The organism is Vreelandella venusta (assembly GCF_044809155.1).
In the GTDB taxonomy this organism is placed as follows: Bacteria; Pseudomonadota; Gammaproteobacteria; order Pseudomonadales; family Halomonadaceae; genus Vreelandella; species Vreelandella venusta_B.
In genome coordinates this window covers 3,253,865-3,270,190 of record NZ_CP085241.1, presented here as the reverse complement: position 1 = coordinate 3,270,190, position 16,326 = coordinate 3,253,865, and the positions used below count along the sequence as shown (strand labels likewise).

Here is a 16,326-nt window from a genome sequence, read left to right as displayed (position 1 = left end):
AAAGCCGCGTATTGACCGCCGCGCTTTAGCGCAAAACGCTAAGGCACGGCGGCATTGAAGAAATAAACGGTGTTAAGCGCTTTTAGAGGCGGCTAGGGTATATAGAAACTCAAGCCCTAGCGTGGCCGCGGCAAGCGATGTGATATCACCGTGGTCGTAAGCAGGGTTCACTTCCACGACGTCCATCCCTACCAAGTCCATACCAACCATGCCGCGTATCACTTTCAGCATTAAATCAGTAGACATACCGCCGCAGACCGGCGTGCCAGTGCCGGGGGCATAAGCGGGGTCTAAGCCGTCGATGTCCAAGCTCACATAGGCGGGGTGGTGGCCTACGCGTGCGCGGATGCGCTCTAACACCGCAGCGGCACCGTGATCGTTCACCCAGTCGGCATCCAGCACTTCGTAAGGGTGATTGTGACGGTCGTAGCTGGTGCGAATGCCAATCTGCAGTGAGTGTTCCGGCACGACCAGCCCCTCTTTTAAGGCGTGGTGGAAAATGGTGCCGTGGTCAAAGCGGGTACCCTGCTCATAGGTGTCGGTATGGGCATCAAAATGGATCAGTGCCAGCGGGCCATGTTCCCGAGCGTGGGCGCGTAGCAGCGGGAGGCTGATGTAGTGATCGCCGCCCAGCGTCAGCATTTTTTTACCCGCTTTTAGCCAACGCATCGCATGGGTTTCAAGGTTATCTACCAGGCTTTCCGGCTCGCCGTAGGCGTAGTCCAGATTGCCCGCATCGCACACCCGCAGACGCTCTTCCAGGGCGAAATCCCAAGGCCAGCGTTTGCCCTCCCAGATCAGGTTCGCAGTGCTTTGACGAATGGCGTTTGGCCCCATGCGGGTACCCGACCGGCCAGAACAGGCGAGATCAAAGGGCACACCGCTCACCACTACTTCGGCATCGGTCGTTTTAGGATCGGTGGCCTTCGCCACGCCCATAAACGTAGAGATAACATCACCAAACAGGCTTGGCATGATCTGTGATGGGGTCAACGAGCGTTTACTCCTAAGCTGTGCAGTAGAAAGCAGTGGGGGATCGGCGATAAAGAAGCGCGACGATAAGGAATTTTTAGCGATGAATGAAATGAATGTTTAGAATGAAATCATTCACTGTATGGATAGTGAGGCGCCATGCGTTCGCTTCGTCATTTTGATTTGAATCTGCTGCTGGTCTTTGAAGCGCTTATGCGCGAGCGACATGTAACGCGGGCGGCAGAAAAGCTGCATTTAAGCCAGCCAGCGCTTAGCCACGCCCTAAAACGGCTGCGGGATGCATTGGACGACCCGCTGTTAGTGCGTACGGGCAGTGGCCTGCAGCCAACCCCCAGGGCGCTGGCGCTGTTGCCGGTGGTACAGCAAGCCTTGGCACTGCTGCAAGCGGGCTTGGCACCGCCAGAAGCATTCACGCCTGCAACCAGCACGCGGCGCTTTACCCTCGCCACGACCGATTACTTTGAAGAGGTGATGTATCCGACATTTCTTAGCCAATTGCTGGCTTACGCGCCGGGAATCAGCTTTTCGATAGAGTTAATTACGCCTGACGTGCTTAACGATGCGTTAGAGCAGCGCCAGGTAGATATGGTGGTAGGGCTAGATAGCCAGAACGGACTGCCCACTGGCGTCATCCAAACGCCGTGGATGGAGGAAGCGTTGGTCTGCTTAGCCGCAGCGGATAATGACGGCGTGGGAGAGGCGCTCTGCATTGAGCAGTTTGCCCGTCAGCCCCACGTAGAGTTAGCCGATATCAGCGGCTTATTGCCCAGTAGTATCGAAAACTGCTTAGCGCAGAATGGGTTAAATCGTCGCATTATTTCGAAAAATCTAAATTACATTGCGGCAGCGCGAGTCGTGGCGCTCACCGACGCGATCATAACGTTGCCACGCCAAATGGCTGAGCGATTTATTACGATGCTGCCCGTGCGCATCGTCGCGCCACCTAAAGAACTGCCAGCGCTTAACATGACGCTGATTCAGCACGGGCTGTATGCCAACGATCCCGCCCTCATTTGGTTGACGTATGAGCTTACCGCGTTTGCAAAGCGCTTTGGTCGATAAGATCCGTTTTGCTGTGAATATGAAGTGCTACTCTTATCATTTGTAGACGGCAGAATTGCCGGAGTGCGATAAAGCCACTAACGTGGAATCAGCTAAATTAACTACGACACCGCCATTCGCGGGTGGAGAATACAACGGTTTTTTGAGTTAAACGCTCACCTGGGTTGATGTAGACAATAGTTTGCAGCTATGAATTCGGTCGGAAAATGCAAATGGTAGCTATCGGTAATGTGCTTTAAAACAGTCTTATGTATGTGACGCGTCTTCTCGCTTGCAGATGGTGTAAGTAGAGTTTTCCAGAGACGCGCGCCATTTGTTTCCTTGGCTTAGCCAAGGCACGTAGCAGTAAGGGGAGAGAGCTATGAGCGGTAAATGTCCTGTTATGCATGGCGGTAATACCTCAGCCGGTACGTCCAACAAAGATTGGTGGCCGGAAGGGTTGAACCTGGATATTTTGCATCAGCAAGATCGCAAATCAGACCCGATGGGCCCGGATTTCAGCTACCGCGACGAAGTGCGCAAGCTCGACTTCGAAGCGCTGAAAAAAGATGTTCACGCGCTGATGACCGACAGCCAAGAGTGGTGGCCCGCTGACTGGGGACACTATGGCGGTTTGATGATTCGCCTGGCTTGGCACGCTGCAGGTACTTATCGCATTGCTGACGGCCGTGGGGGCGGTGGCACTGGCGCCCAGCGTTTTGCACCGCTCAACTCGTGGCCTGATAACACTAGCTTAGACAAGGCACGTCGCCTGCTGTGGCCGATTAAGAAGAAGTACGGCAACAAAATCAGCTGGGCAGATTTATTTATTCTTTCTGGTACCGTGGCATACGAGTCCATGGGCTTACCCGCTTACGGCTTCTCCTTCGGCCGCGCCGATATTTGGGAACCCGAGAAAGATATTTACTGGGGTGACGAAAAAGAGTGGCTCGCGCCTTCTGACGAACGTTACGGCGACGTCAACAAGCCAGAGACCATGGAAAACCCGCTGGCGGCTGTCCAGATGGGGCTTATCTACGTGAACCCGGAAGGAGTCAACGGCCAGCCTGACCCGCTGAAAACTGCTCAGCAGGTGCGTGAAACCTTCGCCCGCATGGCGATGAACGACGAAGAGACCGCTGCCCTCACCGCTGGCGGCCACACCGTCGGTAAATGCCACGGTAATGGTGATGCAGCAGCGTTGAGCGCTGAGCCCGAAGCCTCTGAGGTAGAAACGCAGGGCTTTGGTTGGAACAATCCGCACATGAATGGCCAAGCGAACAAAGCGGTGACCTCCGGCATTGAAGGTGCTTGGACGACCAACCCGACTCAGTTCGACATGGGCTACTTCGACCTACTGTTTGGCTACGAGTGGGAGCTGAGAAAGAGTCCTGCCGGTGCCCATCAGTGGGAACCGATTGACATCAAAGAAGAAGATAAGCCGGTCGATGCTACTGATCCTTCTATCCGCCACAACCCGATCATGACTGATGCGGACATGGCGATGAAGATGGATCCGACCTATCGCGCCATCTGCGAAAAATTCATCGCGGATCCGGAATACTTCAAGCACACCTTCGCGAAAGCATGGTTCAAGCTGACGCACCGTGACCTAGGCCCGAAAGCTCGCTATATCGGCCCGGAAGTCCCGGCAGAAGACCTGATTTGGCAAGATCCGGTCCCGGCAGGCAGCACCGACTACTGCGAAGAAGTTGTGAAGCAGAAAATCGCGCAAAGCGGCCTGAGCATTAGCGACATGGTCTCCACCGCCTGGGACAGCGCCCGTACCTACCGCGGCTCTGACATGCGCGGCGGTGCTAACGGTGCCCGCATTCGTCTGGCTCCGCAGAAAGATTGGCAGGGCAACGAGCCGGAGCGCCTGGCCAAAGTACTGAGCGTTTACGAGCAGATCTCTGCGGACACCGGCGCTAGCGTGGCTGACGTGATCGTACTGGCGGGTAGCGTAGGCATTGAGCACGCCGCGAAAGCCGCGGGTTACGATGTACGCGTCCCCTTCCTGAAAGGCCGTGGTGATGCGACTGCCGAGATGACCGATGGTGACTCCTTCGCACCGCTGGAGCCGCTGGCCGATGGCTTCCGTAACTGGCAGAAGAAAGAGTACGTGGTGAAGCCGGAAGAGATGCTGTTGGATCGTGCGCAGCTGATGGGCTTAACCGGCCCGGAAATGACCGTGCTGCTGGGCGGTATGCGCGTACTGGGTACCAACTACGCTGGTACCAAACACGGCGTATTTACCGACCGTGAAGGCCAGCTGACCAACGACTTCTTTGTGAACCTGACCGATATGGGGAACACCTGGAAGCCGGTAGGCAGCAACGCCTACGAGATCCGTGACCGCAAAACCGGCGCTGTGAAGTGGACCGCCTCGCGGGTGGATCTGGTATTCGGTTCCAACTCGCTGCTGCGCTCTTACGCAGAAGTGTACGCCCAGGACGATAACGGCGAGAAGTTCGTCAAAGACTTCGTTGCTGCCTGGACGAAAGTGATGAACGCCGACCGTTTCGACGTTGCCTCGTAACATGTACTAAACGCATAGAAGCGCAAAGCCCGCATCCAACGATGCGGGCTTTTTTTATGGCAACGAGGTTGTCAGTTATTCCCAAACGCTGAGCTGCTGGCGATACGCCGACTGTGCCTGGGTCGCACTCATCGGCCGCAAACGGACTTTCGTACCGGGCAAGCACTGGGCGAGGCGGGCACAGGCCATCGGGGTGAGTGCACCCAGGCGCGGGTAGCCGCCAATGGTTTGGCGATCATTCATCAGAATGATTGGCTGGCCATCGGGAGGAATCTGCACCGCCCCTAACGGAATCCCTTCAGAGACGATGCCGCTCAGGCGGCTGTTCAGCGCTTTGCCGGTGAGTCGAATGCCCATGCGGTCCGCGCGTTGGTTCACGGTCCAGGGCTGGTTGAAGACGTCAAACAGGCTGCGCCCGGCAAAGTGCGCGGCCTGGGAGCCCAGCACCATGTACAGAACGGTTTCGACTGGGTCGGGCAGGGGAAGCTGAGTGCCTTGAGGCAACTGACGCGGCGTGGCGCTGCTGCCTTTCCAGGTGAGCTGGTCGCCGGTTTTAAGCTGTTTGCCATCTTCGTGCAGGCCGCCGATTTGCTCTCTTGCCGTGCAGGCTTGGCTGCCAAGCACGGTTGGCGCATCCAGCCCGCCAGGAAAGGCGAGGTACGCGCGCAGGCCCTTTTTCGGCTGGCGAAAGACCAGCGTTTGGCCCGCCTGAATCATAAAGCTGTCGTTGGGCGCAAGCGGTTGGCCATCCAGCGTGGCGGCAAGGTCGGCGCCGGTGAGGGCAAGGCGCACGTCGCTATTAGCCACCAGCGTCAGGTTGCCACCCATGACGATTTCCAGCGCGGCGCTCTCCAGCGGGTTGCCCAGCAGCCAGTTGGCCCAGCGGAAGGCGATCCAGTCGGCGGCACCGCCCTGAGTCACGCCTAAGTGGCCGACGCCGAAGCGGCCCGCGTCCTGGATCAGTGCCAGCGGTCCGGCTTGCTTTACGGTCAACATGGGTTGGCTCATGACCGCTCCTCCAGCGGGGTGGTATCGCCCCCGGCCGCTTCAAACTCTGATTGGGATATTGCTTTAAAGCGCACTTTATCGCCCGGGCGCAGCAGCGGCTCGCCACGTTTGGCGTGCTCGAAAAGCGGCACGGCCGTTCTGCCAAGAATGTTCCAGCCGCCCGGCGAAAGCAGCGGGTAAATGGCGGTTTGCCGGTCGGCAATGCCCACGCTTCCGGCCGCCACGCGGCGGCGGGGCGTTTTTAAACGCGGCGTGGCAATGGCTTCATCCACCAGGCCCATAAAGCCGTAGCCAGGGGCAAAGCCCAGTGCAAACACGCAGTAGTCATGGCTGCAGTGGCGCTCAATCAGCGCCTCGACGCTGAACCCTGCGCGCTGGGCAACGATGGGCAGCTCCGGGCCAACGCGCTCGTCGTACCACACGGGGATTTCGTGGAGCTGGCCCTGCTGGGCATCGGCGGGCGTTAAATTGCGCAGCGCGCTGCGCACCAGCGTCGAGGCCTGGGCAAAGGTGAGCTTTTGGCAGTCGTAGTGCACCAGCAGGGTGGTGTACGACGGGATGAGATCAATCAATGCGTGATCAAAGGCGCGCCGCAGCGCCTCATCGGCGGCGATGATCCACGCCATGTTGGTTTCATCGATGGCATCAAACAGGCGCACCGTTAGTGCGTTCATGGCTGCCGTTTCTAAGCGCAGTTTCACGCGGACTCCAGCGCCGTAAAGGCCTCACGAATGGCGCGCACGGCGGCCACGGACTCGGGGTTATCGCCATGCACGCAGAGCGTGTCGCAGGGCAGCTGCAAGGCGCTGCCATCGCGGGCGGTGAGCGCTTCACCTTTTGCGAGAGCGACCGCTTGGGCGACGATCATGGATTGATCATGATGTACGGCCCCTGGTAAGCGGCGGGAGGCTAAATGCCCGGTGGCCTCATAAGCGCGGTCAGCGAAGGTTTCAAACCACAGCGTCACGCCCATTTTTTCCGCTAATTGGCGATGCGGCTCTGGGTTGGCGGTGGCCATCACCATGAGCGGCAGGCGGGCATCGAACGCCTTTACGGCGCGCATGGCACCTTCCAGCAACTCCAGGTTGGTGGCCATGTCGTTGTACATCGCCCCGTGGGGTTTGACGTAGCTCAGCGCGGTGCCTTCCGCTTGGCAAATGCCTGCCAGCGCGCCGATTTGATAGAGCATCATGTCTTCCACTTCGGCAGGCGAGCAGGCCATGGAGCGGCGGCCAAAGCCCATTAAATCCGGGTAGCCGGGGTGTGCGCCGATCTTCACGCCGTGCTGAACAGCAAGCTTCACTGTCTTGCGCATTACGTGGGGGTCAGATGCGTGGTAGCCGCAGGCAATGTTGGCGCAATCGACATAAGGCATTACATCGGCATCCAAGCCAATCGACCAGTTGCCGAAACTTTCACCCATGTCACAGTTGAGTAGCGGGATGGCCATATTGTCTCCTAGCCTGTTTTAGATTTATTAGAACGACGTGTTTAAGAATAACGTGTTTATTAAAAACGTGCTGTTAATAAGCGGTATTGGCAAAGAGTGCTTGTTTTAATAAAGGAGTGCTAATATTTGAACGTCTTTTGAAATACCGGCAGCCAGCTTTTTTATCGAGGCCTGCTGTAAATAATTTGCTTGGTTACCCGTATAGTGTCTTAAAACCAATATATGAACCTATCTTGTTAAGTTCCAATCGTTTTTAGCGATACTTAGTATCGGCACTTCCTATCATGCTGTTATTTATTGGAAAAATAGTTGACGCTAGGCAGGAATACGATTATCAAATAAATAAAGCGACTCGATAAAAGATTATAAAAAACGCTCACGTCAGCCCTCATGAATATCCATAGCGCTAATAATAATCCGCAGACAGTGAGTAGTTTTGAGGAGTGAAACATGCAAACGTCGGCCATGGGGCAGTTCGTCACGATACCGCCAGGCGCAATAGGTAGATCTATTATGCTGGCCCCAAAATTGCATTATCTTGCAATGCGACCATTTTACCCAGTGACACATTGCGATCATAAGCAGCACGACGCGCGATGCTACCTGCGTTGTATAGGAGTCCTCGCCGATGCTACTGCAACCGTTGTTTAGGCAAACCTATGCTTGATTTCAAGGAGCTAGACGCTTTTGTATGGGCGGTAAAGCTTGGCTCTTTTCGCAAGGCAGCGGTACGTCTACACATCACGCAGCCCTCTGTTTCTGAGCGTATCTCACGCCTGGAGAGCAGCGTAGGTGAGCGGTTGCTTGAGCGTTCGGCGCGCCCGATCCAGCCGACGATGCGTGGTCGCGAATTCTTCCTGCATGCTGAGCGCATACTGCATCAGCGTGATGAGGCGCTGAAGATGTTTGACAGTGCCGAGACGTTTTCTGCCCCCCTTAGGCTTGGCACCATTGAAACCATTGCACATAGCTGGTTTCCCGCGTTTATTCAGCAACTTACTAATCGTTTTCCAGAGCTTATTATTGAACTAACCGTTGATTACTCGCCGGTTCTTAATGATCGACTTATGCGCAACGAGCTGGATATCTTGCTGGCAATGAACGGGTATTTGGCTCCAGAGCAAATTGAGTGCGTTACGCTAAATCCCTATGAGATGGGCATGTTTGTTTCACCTCGTCATGCGGCGTTGCTCAACAAACACCCCACTGCCTGGTGCCAGTCGTTGCCGTTTATTTCCTTTGGTCGGCAGGCTCGCCCCTATGAAGAGCTAGTCCGTTACCTTGCTGACGTAGGTGTCCAACAGCCTCGCATCCATAGCGTTAGCACCTTAATGACCATTGCACGGATGACAATTGAGGGATTGGGTATCGGTGCGCTTCCGGTCGCTACCGTATTAGATGAGTGGCAACGGGGAGACCTATACCGTTTAGCGCTACCCGTGCCTTTGCCACCTATGAACTATGATGTGATATGGCGCAGTGCCAATCATCTTCGTTTTTGTCGCAGTGTGGGCCGGATCGCCCAGGAGTGTGCCGTTAACTATGCTAGAGAGCGGCGCGAGGACATGGCAAATACATGTTTTACCGGGCGTTGGGTTCAACCCAGCGCAACCTCTGAAGCAATAGCTCGACTAACCTGAACTTCCATTAATATGAATAAGAGGACGTCTCATGCATAAACGTATAACAACGCCATTACTGCTCGTGACCGCATGCAGCCTTGCCGCTGCGGCGACTGCCCATGCGGCTGAATGGACCATGGCAACGCCTTATGGCGATGCCAGTTTTCATACCCAAAATAATAAACAGTTTGCAGAGGATGTGGCTGAGGCCACAAACGGTGACTTAACCATTACGGTGCACAGCGGCGGCTCTCTGGTCTCTCATGGTGAAATTAAACCGTCGGTGCGTCGGGGCACGATTGATGCTGGCGAAGTGTTCCTGTCGATTCTTTCCAATGATGACCCGATTTTTGAAGTCGATACGCTGCCGGGGGTTGCCGGGAGTTATGAAGATGCCTATGCCTTGTGGGAAGCCACGAAACCGATGATAACTGAGCTATTTGCCTATGAAGGCATGGTTCCTCTATATGCAGTGGCGTGGCCAGCGCAGGGCATTTACACCTCAGCGCCGCTAACGGACCCCGATCAGTTTGATGGCCTGCGGGTGCGCGCACCGAATATTAATACCCAGCGCTTCGTTGATAATTTAGGCGGCAGCCCCACCGAAACCGAAGAGTCTGATATCCCTACCGCGTTTAGCACCGGACGCGTGGATGCCATGATTACCTCTAGTTCTACCGGTAACTCCATGGCTGCCTGGGACTATGTGACCGACTACACCGATGCCAACTTGTGGCTGCCTAAAAACATTGTGTTTATGAGTCAGCGCAGCTTTGACCGCTTAGATGAGGCTACCCAAGATGCCTTGATGGAAGCGGCGGCACGTGCCGAAGAGCGTGGCTGGCAAATGAGTCGTGAAAACAATGAGACTAGTCTGGAAGCACTGAAAGAAAACGGTATTTCGGTTTCTCAGCCGAATGAAGCGGTCTCTGCTGCACTGCAAGCGGCAGGTGATGAGCTATTTGCTGACTGGGAATCCCGTGCTGACGACGATGCAAAACAAGCCTTAGAGAGCTATCGCGAACAGCGTGATAACTGAGTCTTTGCAGCTGAGCCTTAGTTCTGGGTCTTAGCAGCTGATTCTTAGTATCTGAGTATTAGTAACTAAGCTTAGCAACGGGACTTAATCGCTAGTTTTAATAACTAGCCTTAATAACCAATGCTGGCTTTAAGGGCGGCAGCGTTTGCCGCCCTTCCCACCCACGCGCTTAATGAGACTGCGAACATGACGTTTAAATTCGACAAACTCTACCGCCTAGGTGCTTGGGGTGCAGCCGCGTGTATGGTGGCTATTTGTGCGCTTATCGCACTGCAGGTCACGTTTCGATTAGTCGATGCGCTGCTTGTTTTGGTTGGCTTGAGCCGACTCGGCGTGAGCATCACCGGCGTGTCTGAGATGGCGTCTTATCTGTTAGTCGGCGCCACATTTCTTGGGCTTGCCTATACCTTTGTTCACCATGCGCATATTCGGGTGACGCTGCTTATCTCGCGTCTACCTTCTGTCATACGCGTCTGGTTTGAGGTGTTTGGGTTGCTTATTGCGGTAGTGATTAGCCTTTTGCTGGCCTATGGCTTAGTTGGGCTGGCAAGAGAAAGCCTTCAATATAACGATGTATCGTCAGGCTTTTTATCGATTCCCTTGTGGATACCGCAGTCGGTATTAGTTGTTGGGGTAGGGCTCTTGGCATTGGCACTTCTGGAAGCCTTGTGGATAGCGCTGCGTATCGCTATCCACGACCCTGCGAGCTTCCGTGAAGCAACCGCTATCGACGACAACGAAGCGCATTAAGACGCTACCCAGGAGACACCCTCGTGCTATTACTTAGTTTGGCTACCATCTTTACCCTCGTGGTGCTGTTAGGCAGTGGCGTCTGGATTGCCTTTGCTCTGATTGGCACTGCTTGGGTTGCTCTTCAGTTTTTTAGTCCCTTCGACCCCGGCCCTATTCTTGCCTCGGATTTTTGGGGAGCAAGCTATGGCTGGGATTTAACGGCATTGCCGATGTTTATCTGGATGGGTGAGATTCTGTTTCGCTCAGGTCTTGCCGACAATATGTTTCGTGGCTTGTCGCCCTGGTTAAATCGCCTGCCGGGACGTCTGCTCCACACTAATATTATTGGCAGCGGCATGTTTGCCGCCGTTTGTGGCTCTTCAGCGGCAACCTGTGCAACGGTGGGTAAAATGACCCTGCCGGAGCTTGAGCGTCGCGGCTACGACAGCAACATGGCGATTGGTACATTGGCTAGCGCTTCAACGCTTGGCTTGTTGATACCGCCTTCCATTGTGCTGATTGTTTATGGCGTAGTGACTGAGCAGTCCATTACCCGGCTATTTATGGCAGGTATTGGCCCAGGGCTAATGATCTTGGCCATGTTTATGACCTATCTGGTGCTGTGGGCACTGCTGAAAGGTAACCGTGACGGGCTAACCGGCGCTGATGAGTCGGGTATGAGCTTTGTTGAGAAGCTGCGCAACACCTGGTCGCTGGTGCCCATTCTGCTGCTGATTGGCGGTATTATTGTCTCGATTTATGGAGGTTTGGCATCGCCCACAGAAGCGGCAGCGGTGGGCGTTGTGCTGTCGATGGTCATCGCGCATTTTAATGGCCACTTCAATCGAGACATCTTTACCAGCTCGTTATTTGCCGCCGTGCGTACCGCATGCATGATCGCCTTTATTATTGCGGGTGCTTCATTTCTAACCTCTGCAATGGGCTTTACGCAGGTACCCATGCAGCTAGCTCGCACGATTGGCGAAATGGGGCTATCCCCCACGATGCTGTTAGTAGCCTTAACGGTGCTGCTGTTGATTATGGGCTGTTTTTTGGATGGTATCTCACTGATTTTGCTTGTCACAGCGATTATTATGCCGGTGGTAAGTGCGGCTGGGTTTGATCTGATCTGGTTTGGTATCTATCTGGTGATTGTGGTCGAGATGTCGCAAATCACCCCGCCCGTGGGGTTTAACCTGTTTGTTATCCAGGGGTTAACCGGTAAGGATATACTCACTATTACCAAAGCCACGCTGCCGTTCTTCCTGCTGATGATGCTGGCGATTGCCTTAATGCATCTCTTCCCCGAGATCGCGCTCTATCTACCCCAGGCAATGAATCGCTAGTGGTTAGTGGCGCTCACTCCCCACCATAGATCGCTATGCCGCCTCGGCCAGAGCGTTTGATGAAGTACATGCTCTTGTCGGCGGCATCGATTAGTTCGCGTTCATTACCAAAACCACCATCGCACAAGCAAGCCACACCAATAGAAACCGACACATAAACCGGCTTTTGGTCAACGATTGCCATTGGCTGTTCTTTGAGGTGTTGGGTAATGCGCTGGGAAAACAGCTTGGCCGTTTGGGCTGTTTCGTCGGGTAAGATAATGAGGAACTCTTCACCGCCGTAGCGGCCAGCTAAATCGCCCGCACGAATCAGTGATGCAAGGGTATGACCAAAACGCTCAAGCACTTGGTCGCCGGTGCGGTGACCATAGCGGTCGTTAAGTGCCTTGAAGTGATCAAGGTCGATAAACACCACTGACATGGTGCGATCGTTTTCCTGGCAAAACGCAAAGCGCTCTCGTATTTGCTCTTCCAGCCAAGCGCGATTGGCCAGCTGGGTTAACGGATCAAGGCGGCTCTGTTTCTCAAGCGCTGCATAGCGCTGGTGTAAGCTTTCTAATCGCTGGTTTTGTTCGTCAAGCCGAGCGCTGAGCGTTAGCGTGTGCTGAAAAAGAAGTTGCTGGGCTTCGATGAGTAGCGCGTGGCTATCCATCTCAGTGGTGTGGCTCAGCTGCAGCGTATCAGCCAGTATGGCGAGGTCTTCCTGCAAGTGATGCAGCAGGTTGTCTAGCGCCAGTGCCGGGGTGTTTTTCATCGCAGTGAGCTGACGCAGTAGCGTCGCAAAGGCGCTAACGGGTTCCGCTGCAAGCCAGGCATCGGCAATTGGTCCGGATAAACGTACACACAGCGTTGCCAGGTGGTCGGTCAGTAAGCCATCGTGGCTTTGGTGAATTTCATCAACGAGGGTGGCAGGCATGCCCCATTTAGTGGCCAGCCAAGCGCCTACTAGGGTGTGGTCGCAACCAAAGTGTTGCCGTTCATCGCGGGCTATTTGCTGATGAGGGGTGCCGCTATTAGCGTAGAGCTTTTCCACTTCCTGTGGGTACGCCGCTTGCAGCGCTAAGATGCCAATATCTTGTAACAGCGCTGCGGTAAATACGCTGCCCCTAGAGGCGGGGCAAAGCTGCTGGGCTAGGCGGCTTGCCACAATCGCCGAGGTGATGGCACGTTGCCAGATGCGAACTTGGGTCGCATTCCCCTGGGTGTGGCGCAGCAGGCTAAAGCTCAAAACAGTGGCTAGAGTGGCATCAAGTCCTAGGCGTTGGGTGGCTTCGAGGCTGGTCTTAACAGGTTGAGAAGAGCGCATAAAATACACGCTATTAGCCACAGAAATAAGCCGGGTGGTTAATGCCGTGTCGAACTCAACCGCCTGCCCATAATCTTGAAGAGTGGCGGCTGGTGTGCGGGCAAGCGCGACTATTTTTAACGCGACTGCCGGAAGCGTGGGCAGGTGTGAACACTGTAACAGTGCTTTGCTCACAAAAAGGGGAAGCTCTTCAGTAAGCGCCGTATAGCGTGTTATGTCCACCGCTGAAAGGCTGTTCATATCTTCTCCAGTTGCACTCATCAGCGCGGTGGTTGGCACCAAGGTGTGTTCTTTACGTTTTATCATATACCTATGGCGAACACTCGTCCTCATTTGTGAACATGGTAACGTCGTAAAATTTCCGTTTACCCTTCGTTATGGGCTGTGCTCTATTATTGAGGTCATGCCAATGGCTGAGCGGCTTTAACATATTACATATTGCTTAGCGGCTTCAAATAACAAGGCGAGTGCGACATGCACAAACGTAATGACGCGGCGGATACTTTCCGACAGTTAGCGGAGGGGTTATCGCTAAGCGGTACGCCTAATTTTTTTAAGGCACTGGTGGAGCAGCTTGCTCATCTGCTGTGCGTCGATCATGTGTTGATTGCAGCTGTCACAGGTGGGGATCTAGCAGAAACCTTGGCGGTTTGGTCCGCCGGGCAGCTACAGGAAAACTTCACCTACCCGTTGGTGGGAACGCCTTGTGAAACCGTTGTGGGTCGGGAAGCGTGTCTATATCCCTGCGATGTGCAAGCTCGCTTTCCTCAAGATGAGCTACTGGGGCAGCTGGGCGCGGAAAGCTATATGGGAGTGCCGCTATTTGCAACAGACGGGGCTGCGATCGGGCTGCTTGCTCTCTTGCATAACCAGCCGCTGCGTGTTAGCGGGGTTGAAAGCGATATTATTCGCATCGCAGCGGCCCAGGCGGGATCAGAGCTAGGGCGTCGCCAAGCAGAAAGCGCGCTTCGCAAAAGCGAAGCTGCTGCCAAAGAGAGTGAGCGACGTCTAAATACGCTGCTTAACCATCTGCCGGGCATGGCCTATCGCTGCTTAAATGATCAAGAGTGGACCATGCAATTGGTGAGTAAAGGCGCTGAAACGCTCACCGGTTATAGCCCTGATGAATTAGTAGACAGCCGCGTGATCAGCTATAGCTCATTGATACACGCAGAAGACCTGCCCCGCGTCGCACAGGAAGTTGAAAGCGCTGTGCAGCGTCGCCAGCCATATCGTCTGACGTTTCGTATCCGTCACCGGGATGGCAGTGAGCGATGGGTTTGGGAGCAGGGGCAAGCTATTTTTGCTGATTCGGGCGAAGTCCTCTGTTTTGAGGGTTTTATTACCGATGTCACGGATCAGCAAGAGTCACAACGGGTCCAGCAAGCCGTAGTGAAAGTAGCCTCCACAGTAACCACAAGGGGCGGTGATGGCTACTTTCAACAGCTGATTGCTACGCTCACAGGGCTACTTGAAGCTGATGCGGGGTTAATCGTACTTTTGGATCAGCCGGTGCTGGTACGAAGAGACGAACCCCTCCATGTGGATACTTTATTACCGGCGACAACGGCTCATACCGTTAGTATTGTGGTGAATGGACAGACCCAGAAAAACCACACATTTTTGCTGCGCGACACACCCATCGAGAGAGTGGTTCTAGAGCAAGAGAGCGTCGTACATCATGGCCAGCAGTTTGCCCTGCCGGGTGCCGCGCTGAACGCCCAGGCATGGATTGGGCGTCGCCTGGATAACGCCAAAGGCGAAGCTATTGGGGTAATGATGGTGTTTTATCAAGCGCCGTTAACCACCAACGCATTTGCCACATCGGTGCTGCAAATTCTCTCTAACGGTGCAGCGGCTGAGCTAGAGCGACGGCGCGACCATCGCTACATACATCACCTTGCTTACACCGACAGTATCACGGGGCTGCCAAACCGCGTGCAGTTTATGGAACACCTGCTGGTGATGGGGCAACAAGCTGAGGAGCAGGTCTCGTCATTAACGCTGCTACTGTTAGATTTACGCCGCTTTAAAGAAATTAATGATTTGCACGGCCATCAAATTGGCGACCAGCTGCTTGCCACGGTGGCAGGGCGTTTGCGCCATTTAGACTTGCCGAATGTACACTGCGCACGCCTTTCAGGAGATGAGTTCGCGTTGCTGTTGCCCCTTACTGAGCGCGCTAGCCTGGATGAAGTGGTTAAGCAACTTTGCGATTTAGTGAAAAGTCCCATTCGCCTTGACCATCGCGTCTTCAATTTGGACGTGAGCATTGGCTTTGCGCGCTATCCTAGTGATGTCGCCAAGGTCAGTGAGCTATTTAATGCGGCCAGTATTGCGCTGCATCACGCCAAAAAGCGCGATACCAATATCTCTCCATATACCTTAACTATGCGCCATACACTGGAGCGCCGCCAATGGATGACAGAGCGGCTACACTTGGCGATTTTAGAGCGGCGGCTGGAGCTCCACTTCCAACCTCAGGTGGATTTACGCACTCAAATGTTGACGGGTGCAGAGGCGCTATGCCGCTGGTTTGATCCTGAGTGGGGGTGGGTAAGCCCAGGCGAGTTTATTCCCCTGGCTGAGGAGCGTGGGTTAATCCGCATCCTGGGTGACTGGGTGCTGGAAGAGGCCGCCCGTCAGCTATCTCAATGGCAGGCGTGCGATACGCCACTACCGGGCAGGCTATCGATCAATATCTCCGCTCAGCAGTTTGCCGACCCCCAATTGACGACGCGAGTGGGGGAGTTAACGGCTAGCGTGGTGCCAAGCGCCATTGCCCTGGAACTGACGGAAAGCGATTTTATGCGTGACCCTGATCAGGCCGTCGTTATTACGCAAGCGATGAAGCAAGCAGGCTATGCGCTGTTTATTGATGATTTCGGTACCGGCTACTCATCGCTTGCCTACTTACGCCGGTTTGCTGCCGATGCGCTAAAAATCGACATCTCCTTCGTTCGTGACATGCTTGATAACCATCACGACCGGACGATTGTACAAACCATTATTGCCATGGCCGACGCCCTAGGAATGAAAACCTTGGCCGAAGGCGTCGAAAGCGCCGCCCAAGCCGAGCTATTAGCACAAATGGGCTGTAACCAAGCCCAAGGTTACTGGTTTGGCCGCCCACTTCCAGCCAAGGAGTTTGCTGCGACGTGGTTAACCTCTTCAACCTCTGAAACAGCAGTCAGAAACAGTAACCCCCATTTTCAGCGTTAACGTCATCGTCCTGTCATCATCGTTGGCA

Annotated in this window: 12 protein-coding genes; 7 read left to right on the top strand and 5 right to left on the bottom strand. The window is 54.6% G+C overall.

Going from position 1 to position 16,326, the window contains the following annotated elements; translation table 11 throughout:
- Positions 1-72: 72 nt before the first annotated feature.
- Complete coding sequence (speB, locus tag LG301_RS15185) at positions 73-975, bottom strand: agmatinase (protein WP_404475291.1); 903 nt, start codon at positions 973-975, stop codon at positions 73-75.
- 156 nt (positions 976-1,131) lie between these two features.
- On the opposite strand from speB, the gene LG301_RS15180 reads away from it, so the two are divergent.
- Complete coding sequence (locus tag LG301_RS15180; RefSeq protein WP_404471990.1) at positions 1,132-2,055, top strand: LysR family transcriptional regulator; 924 nt, start codon at positions 1,132-1,134, stop codon at positions 2,053-2,055.
- Positions 2,056-2,416: 361 nt separating this feature from the next.
- The gene (katG, locus tag LG301_RS15175) at positions 2,417-4,573 is read left to right on the top strand and encodes a catalase/peroxidase HPI (protein ID WP_404471989.1); all 2,157 of its coding nucleotides are present in this window, start codon (positions 2,417-2,419) and stop codon (positions 4,571-4,573) included.
- Positions 4,574-4,648: 75 nt separating this feature from the next.
- Here katG and LG301_RS15170 read toward each other — a convergent pair whose 3' ends face one another.
- The 3 genes from LG301_RS15170 to LG301_RS15160 are packed head-to-tail and all read right to left on the bottom strand — an operon-like array spanning position 4,649 to position 7,031.
- On the bottom strand, positions 4,649-5,581 hold the full coding sequence (locus LG301_RS15170) for a biotin-dependent carboxyltransferase family protein (RefSeq protein ID WP_404471988.1): 933 nt from the start codon (positions 5,579-5,581) through the stop codon (positions 4,649-4,651).
- A complete protein-coding gene (locus LG301_RS15165; protein ID WP_404471987.1) occupies positions 5,578-6,282 on the bottom strand; it encodes an allophanate hydrolase subunit 1 in 705 nt (234 codons plus the stop codon). Before LG301_RS15165 ends, LG301_RS15170 begins: the two co-directional genes overlap by 4 nt.
- A complete protein-coding gene (locus LG301_RS15160) occupies positions 6,279-7,031 on the bottom strand; it encodes a 5-oxoprolinase subunit PxpA (RefSeq protein WP_404471986.1) in 753 nt (250 codons plus the stop codon). The genes LG301_RS15165 and LG301_RS15160 overlap by 4 nt, the downstream gene beginning before the upstream one ends.
- 659 nt (positions 7,032-7,690) lie before the next feature.
- On the opposite strand from LG301_RS15160, the gene LG301_RS15155 reads away from it, so the two are divergent.
- From LG301_RS15155 to LG301_RS15140, 4 genes are all read left to right on the top strand, one after another.
- Positions 7,691-8,671 carry a LysR family transcriptional regulator gene (locus LG301_RS15155; protein WP_404471985.1) on the top strand — a complete coding sequence of 327 codons (981 nt, stop codon included), beginning with the start codon at positions 7,691-7,693 and terminating at the stop codon, positions 8,669-8,671.
- A gap of 31 nt (positions 8,672-8,702) precedes the next feature.
- The gene (locus LG301_RS15150) at positions 8,703-9,692 is read left to right on the top strand and encodes a TRAP transporter substrate-binding protein (RefSeq protein ID WP_404471984.1); all 990 of its coding nucleotides are present in this window, start codon (positions 8,703-8,705) and stop codon (positions 9,690-9,692) included.
- Between the two features lie 186 nt (positions 9,693-9,878).
- Complete coding sequence (locus LG301_RS15145; protein ID WP_404471983.1) at positions 9,879-10,442, top strand: TRAP transporter small permease; 564 nt, start codon at positions 9,879-9,881, stop codon at positions 10,440-10,442.
- 23 nt (positions 10,443-10,465) lie between these two features.
- A complete protein-coding gene (locus LG301_RS15140; RefSeq protein WP_263067072.1) occupies positions 10,466-11,770 on the top strand; it encodes a TRAP transporter large permease in 1,305 nt (434 codons plus the stop codon).
- A gap of 13 nt (positions 11,771-11,783) precedes the next feature.
- Here the strand turns inward: LG301_RS15140 and LG301_RS15135 are convergent, their stop codons facing one another.
- Complete coding sequence (locus tag LG301_RS15135) at positions 11,784-13,316, bottom strand: diguanylate cyclase (RefSeq protein ID WP_404471982.1); 1,533 nt, start codon at positions 13,314-13,316, stop codon at positions 11,784-11,786.
- 234 nt (positions 13,317-13,550) lie between these two features.
- Between LG301_RS15135 and LG301_RS15130 the strand changes: the two genes are divergently transcribed.
- Positions 13,551-16,298 (top strand): EAL domain-containing protein, encoded by a 2,748-nt coding sequence (locus LG301_RS15130; RefSeq protein WP_404471981.1) that lies wholly within the window; start codon positions 13,551-13,553, stop codon positions 16,296-16,298.
- The last annotated feature ends 28 nt before the right edge of the window (positions 16,299-16,326 follow it).

What these genes read in the sequence shown, in the direction of transcription:
- LG301_RS15170 (WP_404471988.1), bottom strand. Translation starts at nt 5,581, where the DNA reads ATGAGCCAACCCATGTTGACCGTAAAGCAAGCCGGACCGCTGGCACTG.
- LG301_RS15160 (WP_404471986.1), bottom strand. Translation starts at nt 7,031, where the DNA reads ATGGCCATCCCGCTACTCAACTGTGACATGGGTGAAAGTTTCGGCAAC.
- LG301_RS15130 (WP_404471981.1), top strand. Translation starts at nt 13,551, where the DNA reads ATGCACAAACGTAATGACGCGGCGGATACTTTCCGACAGTTAGCGGAG.
- LG301_RS15145 (WP_404471983.1), top strand. Translation starts at nt 9,879, where the DNA reads ATGACGTTTAAATTCGACAAACTCTACCGCCTAGGTGCTTGGGGTGCA.
- LG301_RS15150 (WP_404471984.1), top strand. Translation starts at nt 8,703, where the DNA reads ATGCATAAACGTATAACAACGCCATTACTGCTCGTGACCGCATGCAGC.
- speB (WP_404475291.1), bottom strand. Translation starts at nt 975, where the DNA reads ATGCCAAGCCTGTTTGGTGATGTTATCTCTACGTTTATGGGCGTGGCG.
- katG (WP_404471989.1), top strand. Translation starts at nt 2,417, where the DNA reads ATGAGCGGTAAATGTCCTGTTATGCATGGCGGTAATACCTCAGCCGGT.
- LG301_RS15155 (WP_404471985.1), top strand. Translation starts at nt 7,691, where the DNA reads ATGCTTGATTTCAAGGAGCTAGACGCTTTTGTATGGGCGGTAAAGCTT.
- LG301_RS15135 (WP_404471982.1), bottom strand. Translation starts at nt 13,316, where the DNA reads ATGAACAGCCTTTCAGCGGTGGACATAACACGCTATACGGCGCTTACT.
- LG301_RS15180 (WP_404471990.1), top strand. Translation starts at nt 1,132, where the DNA reads ATGCGTTCGCTTCGTCATTTTGATTTGAATCTGCTGCTGGTCTTTGAA.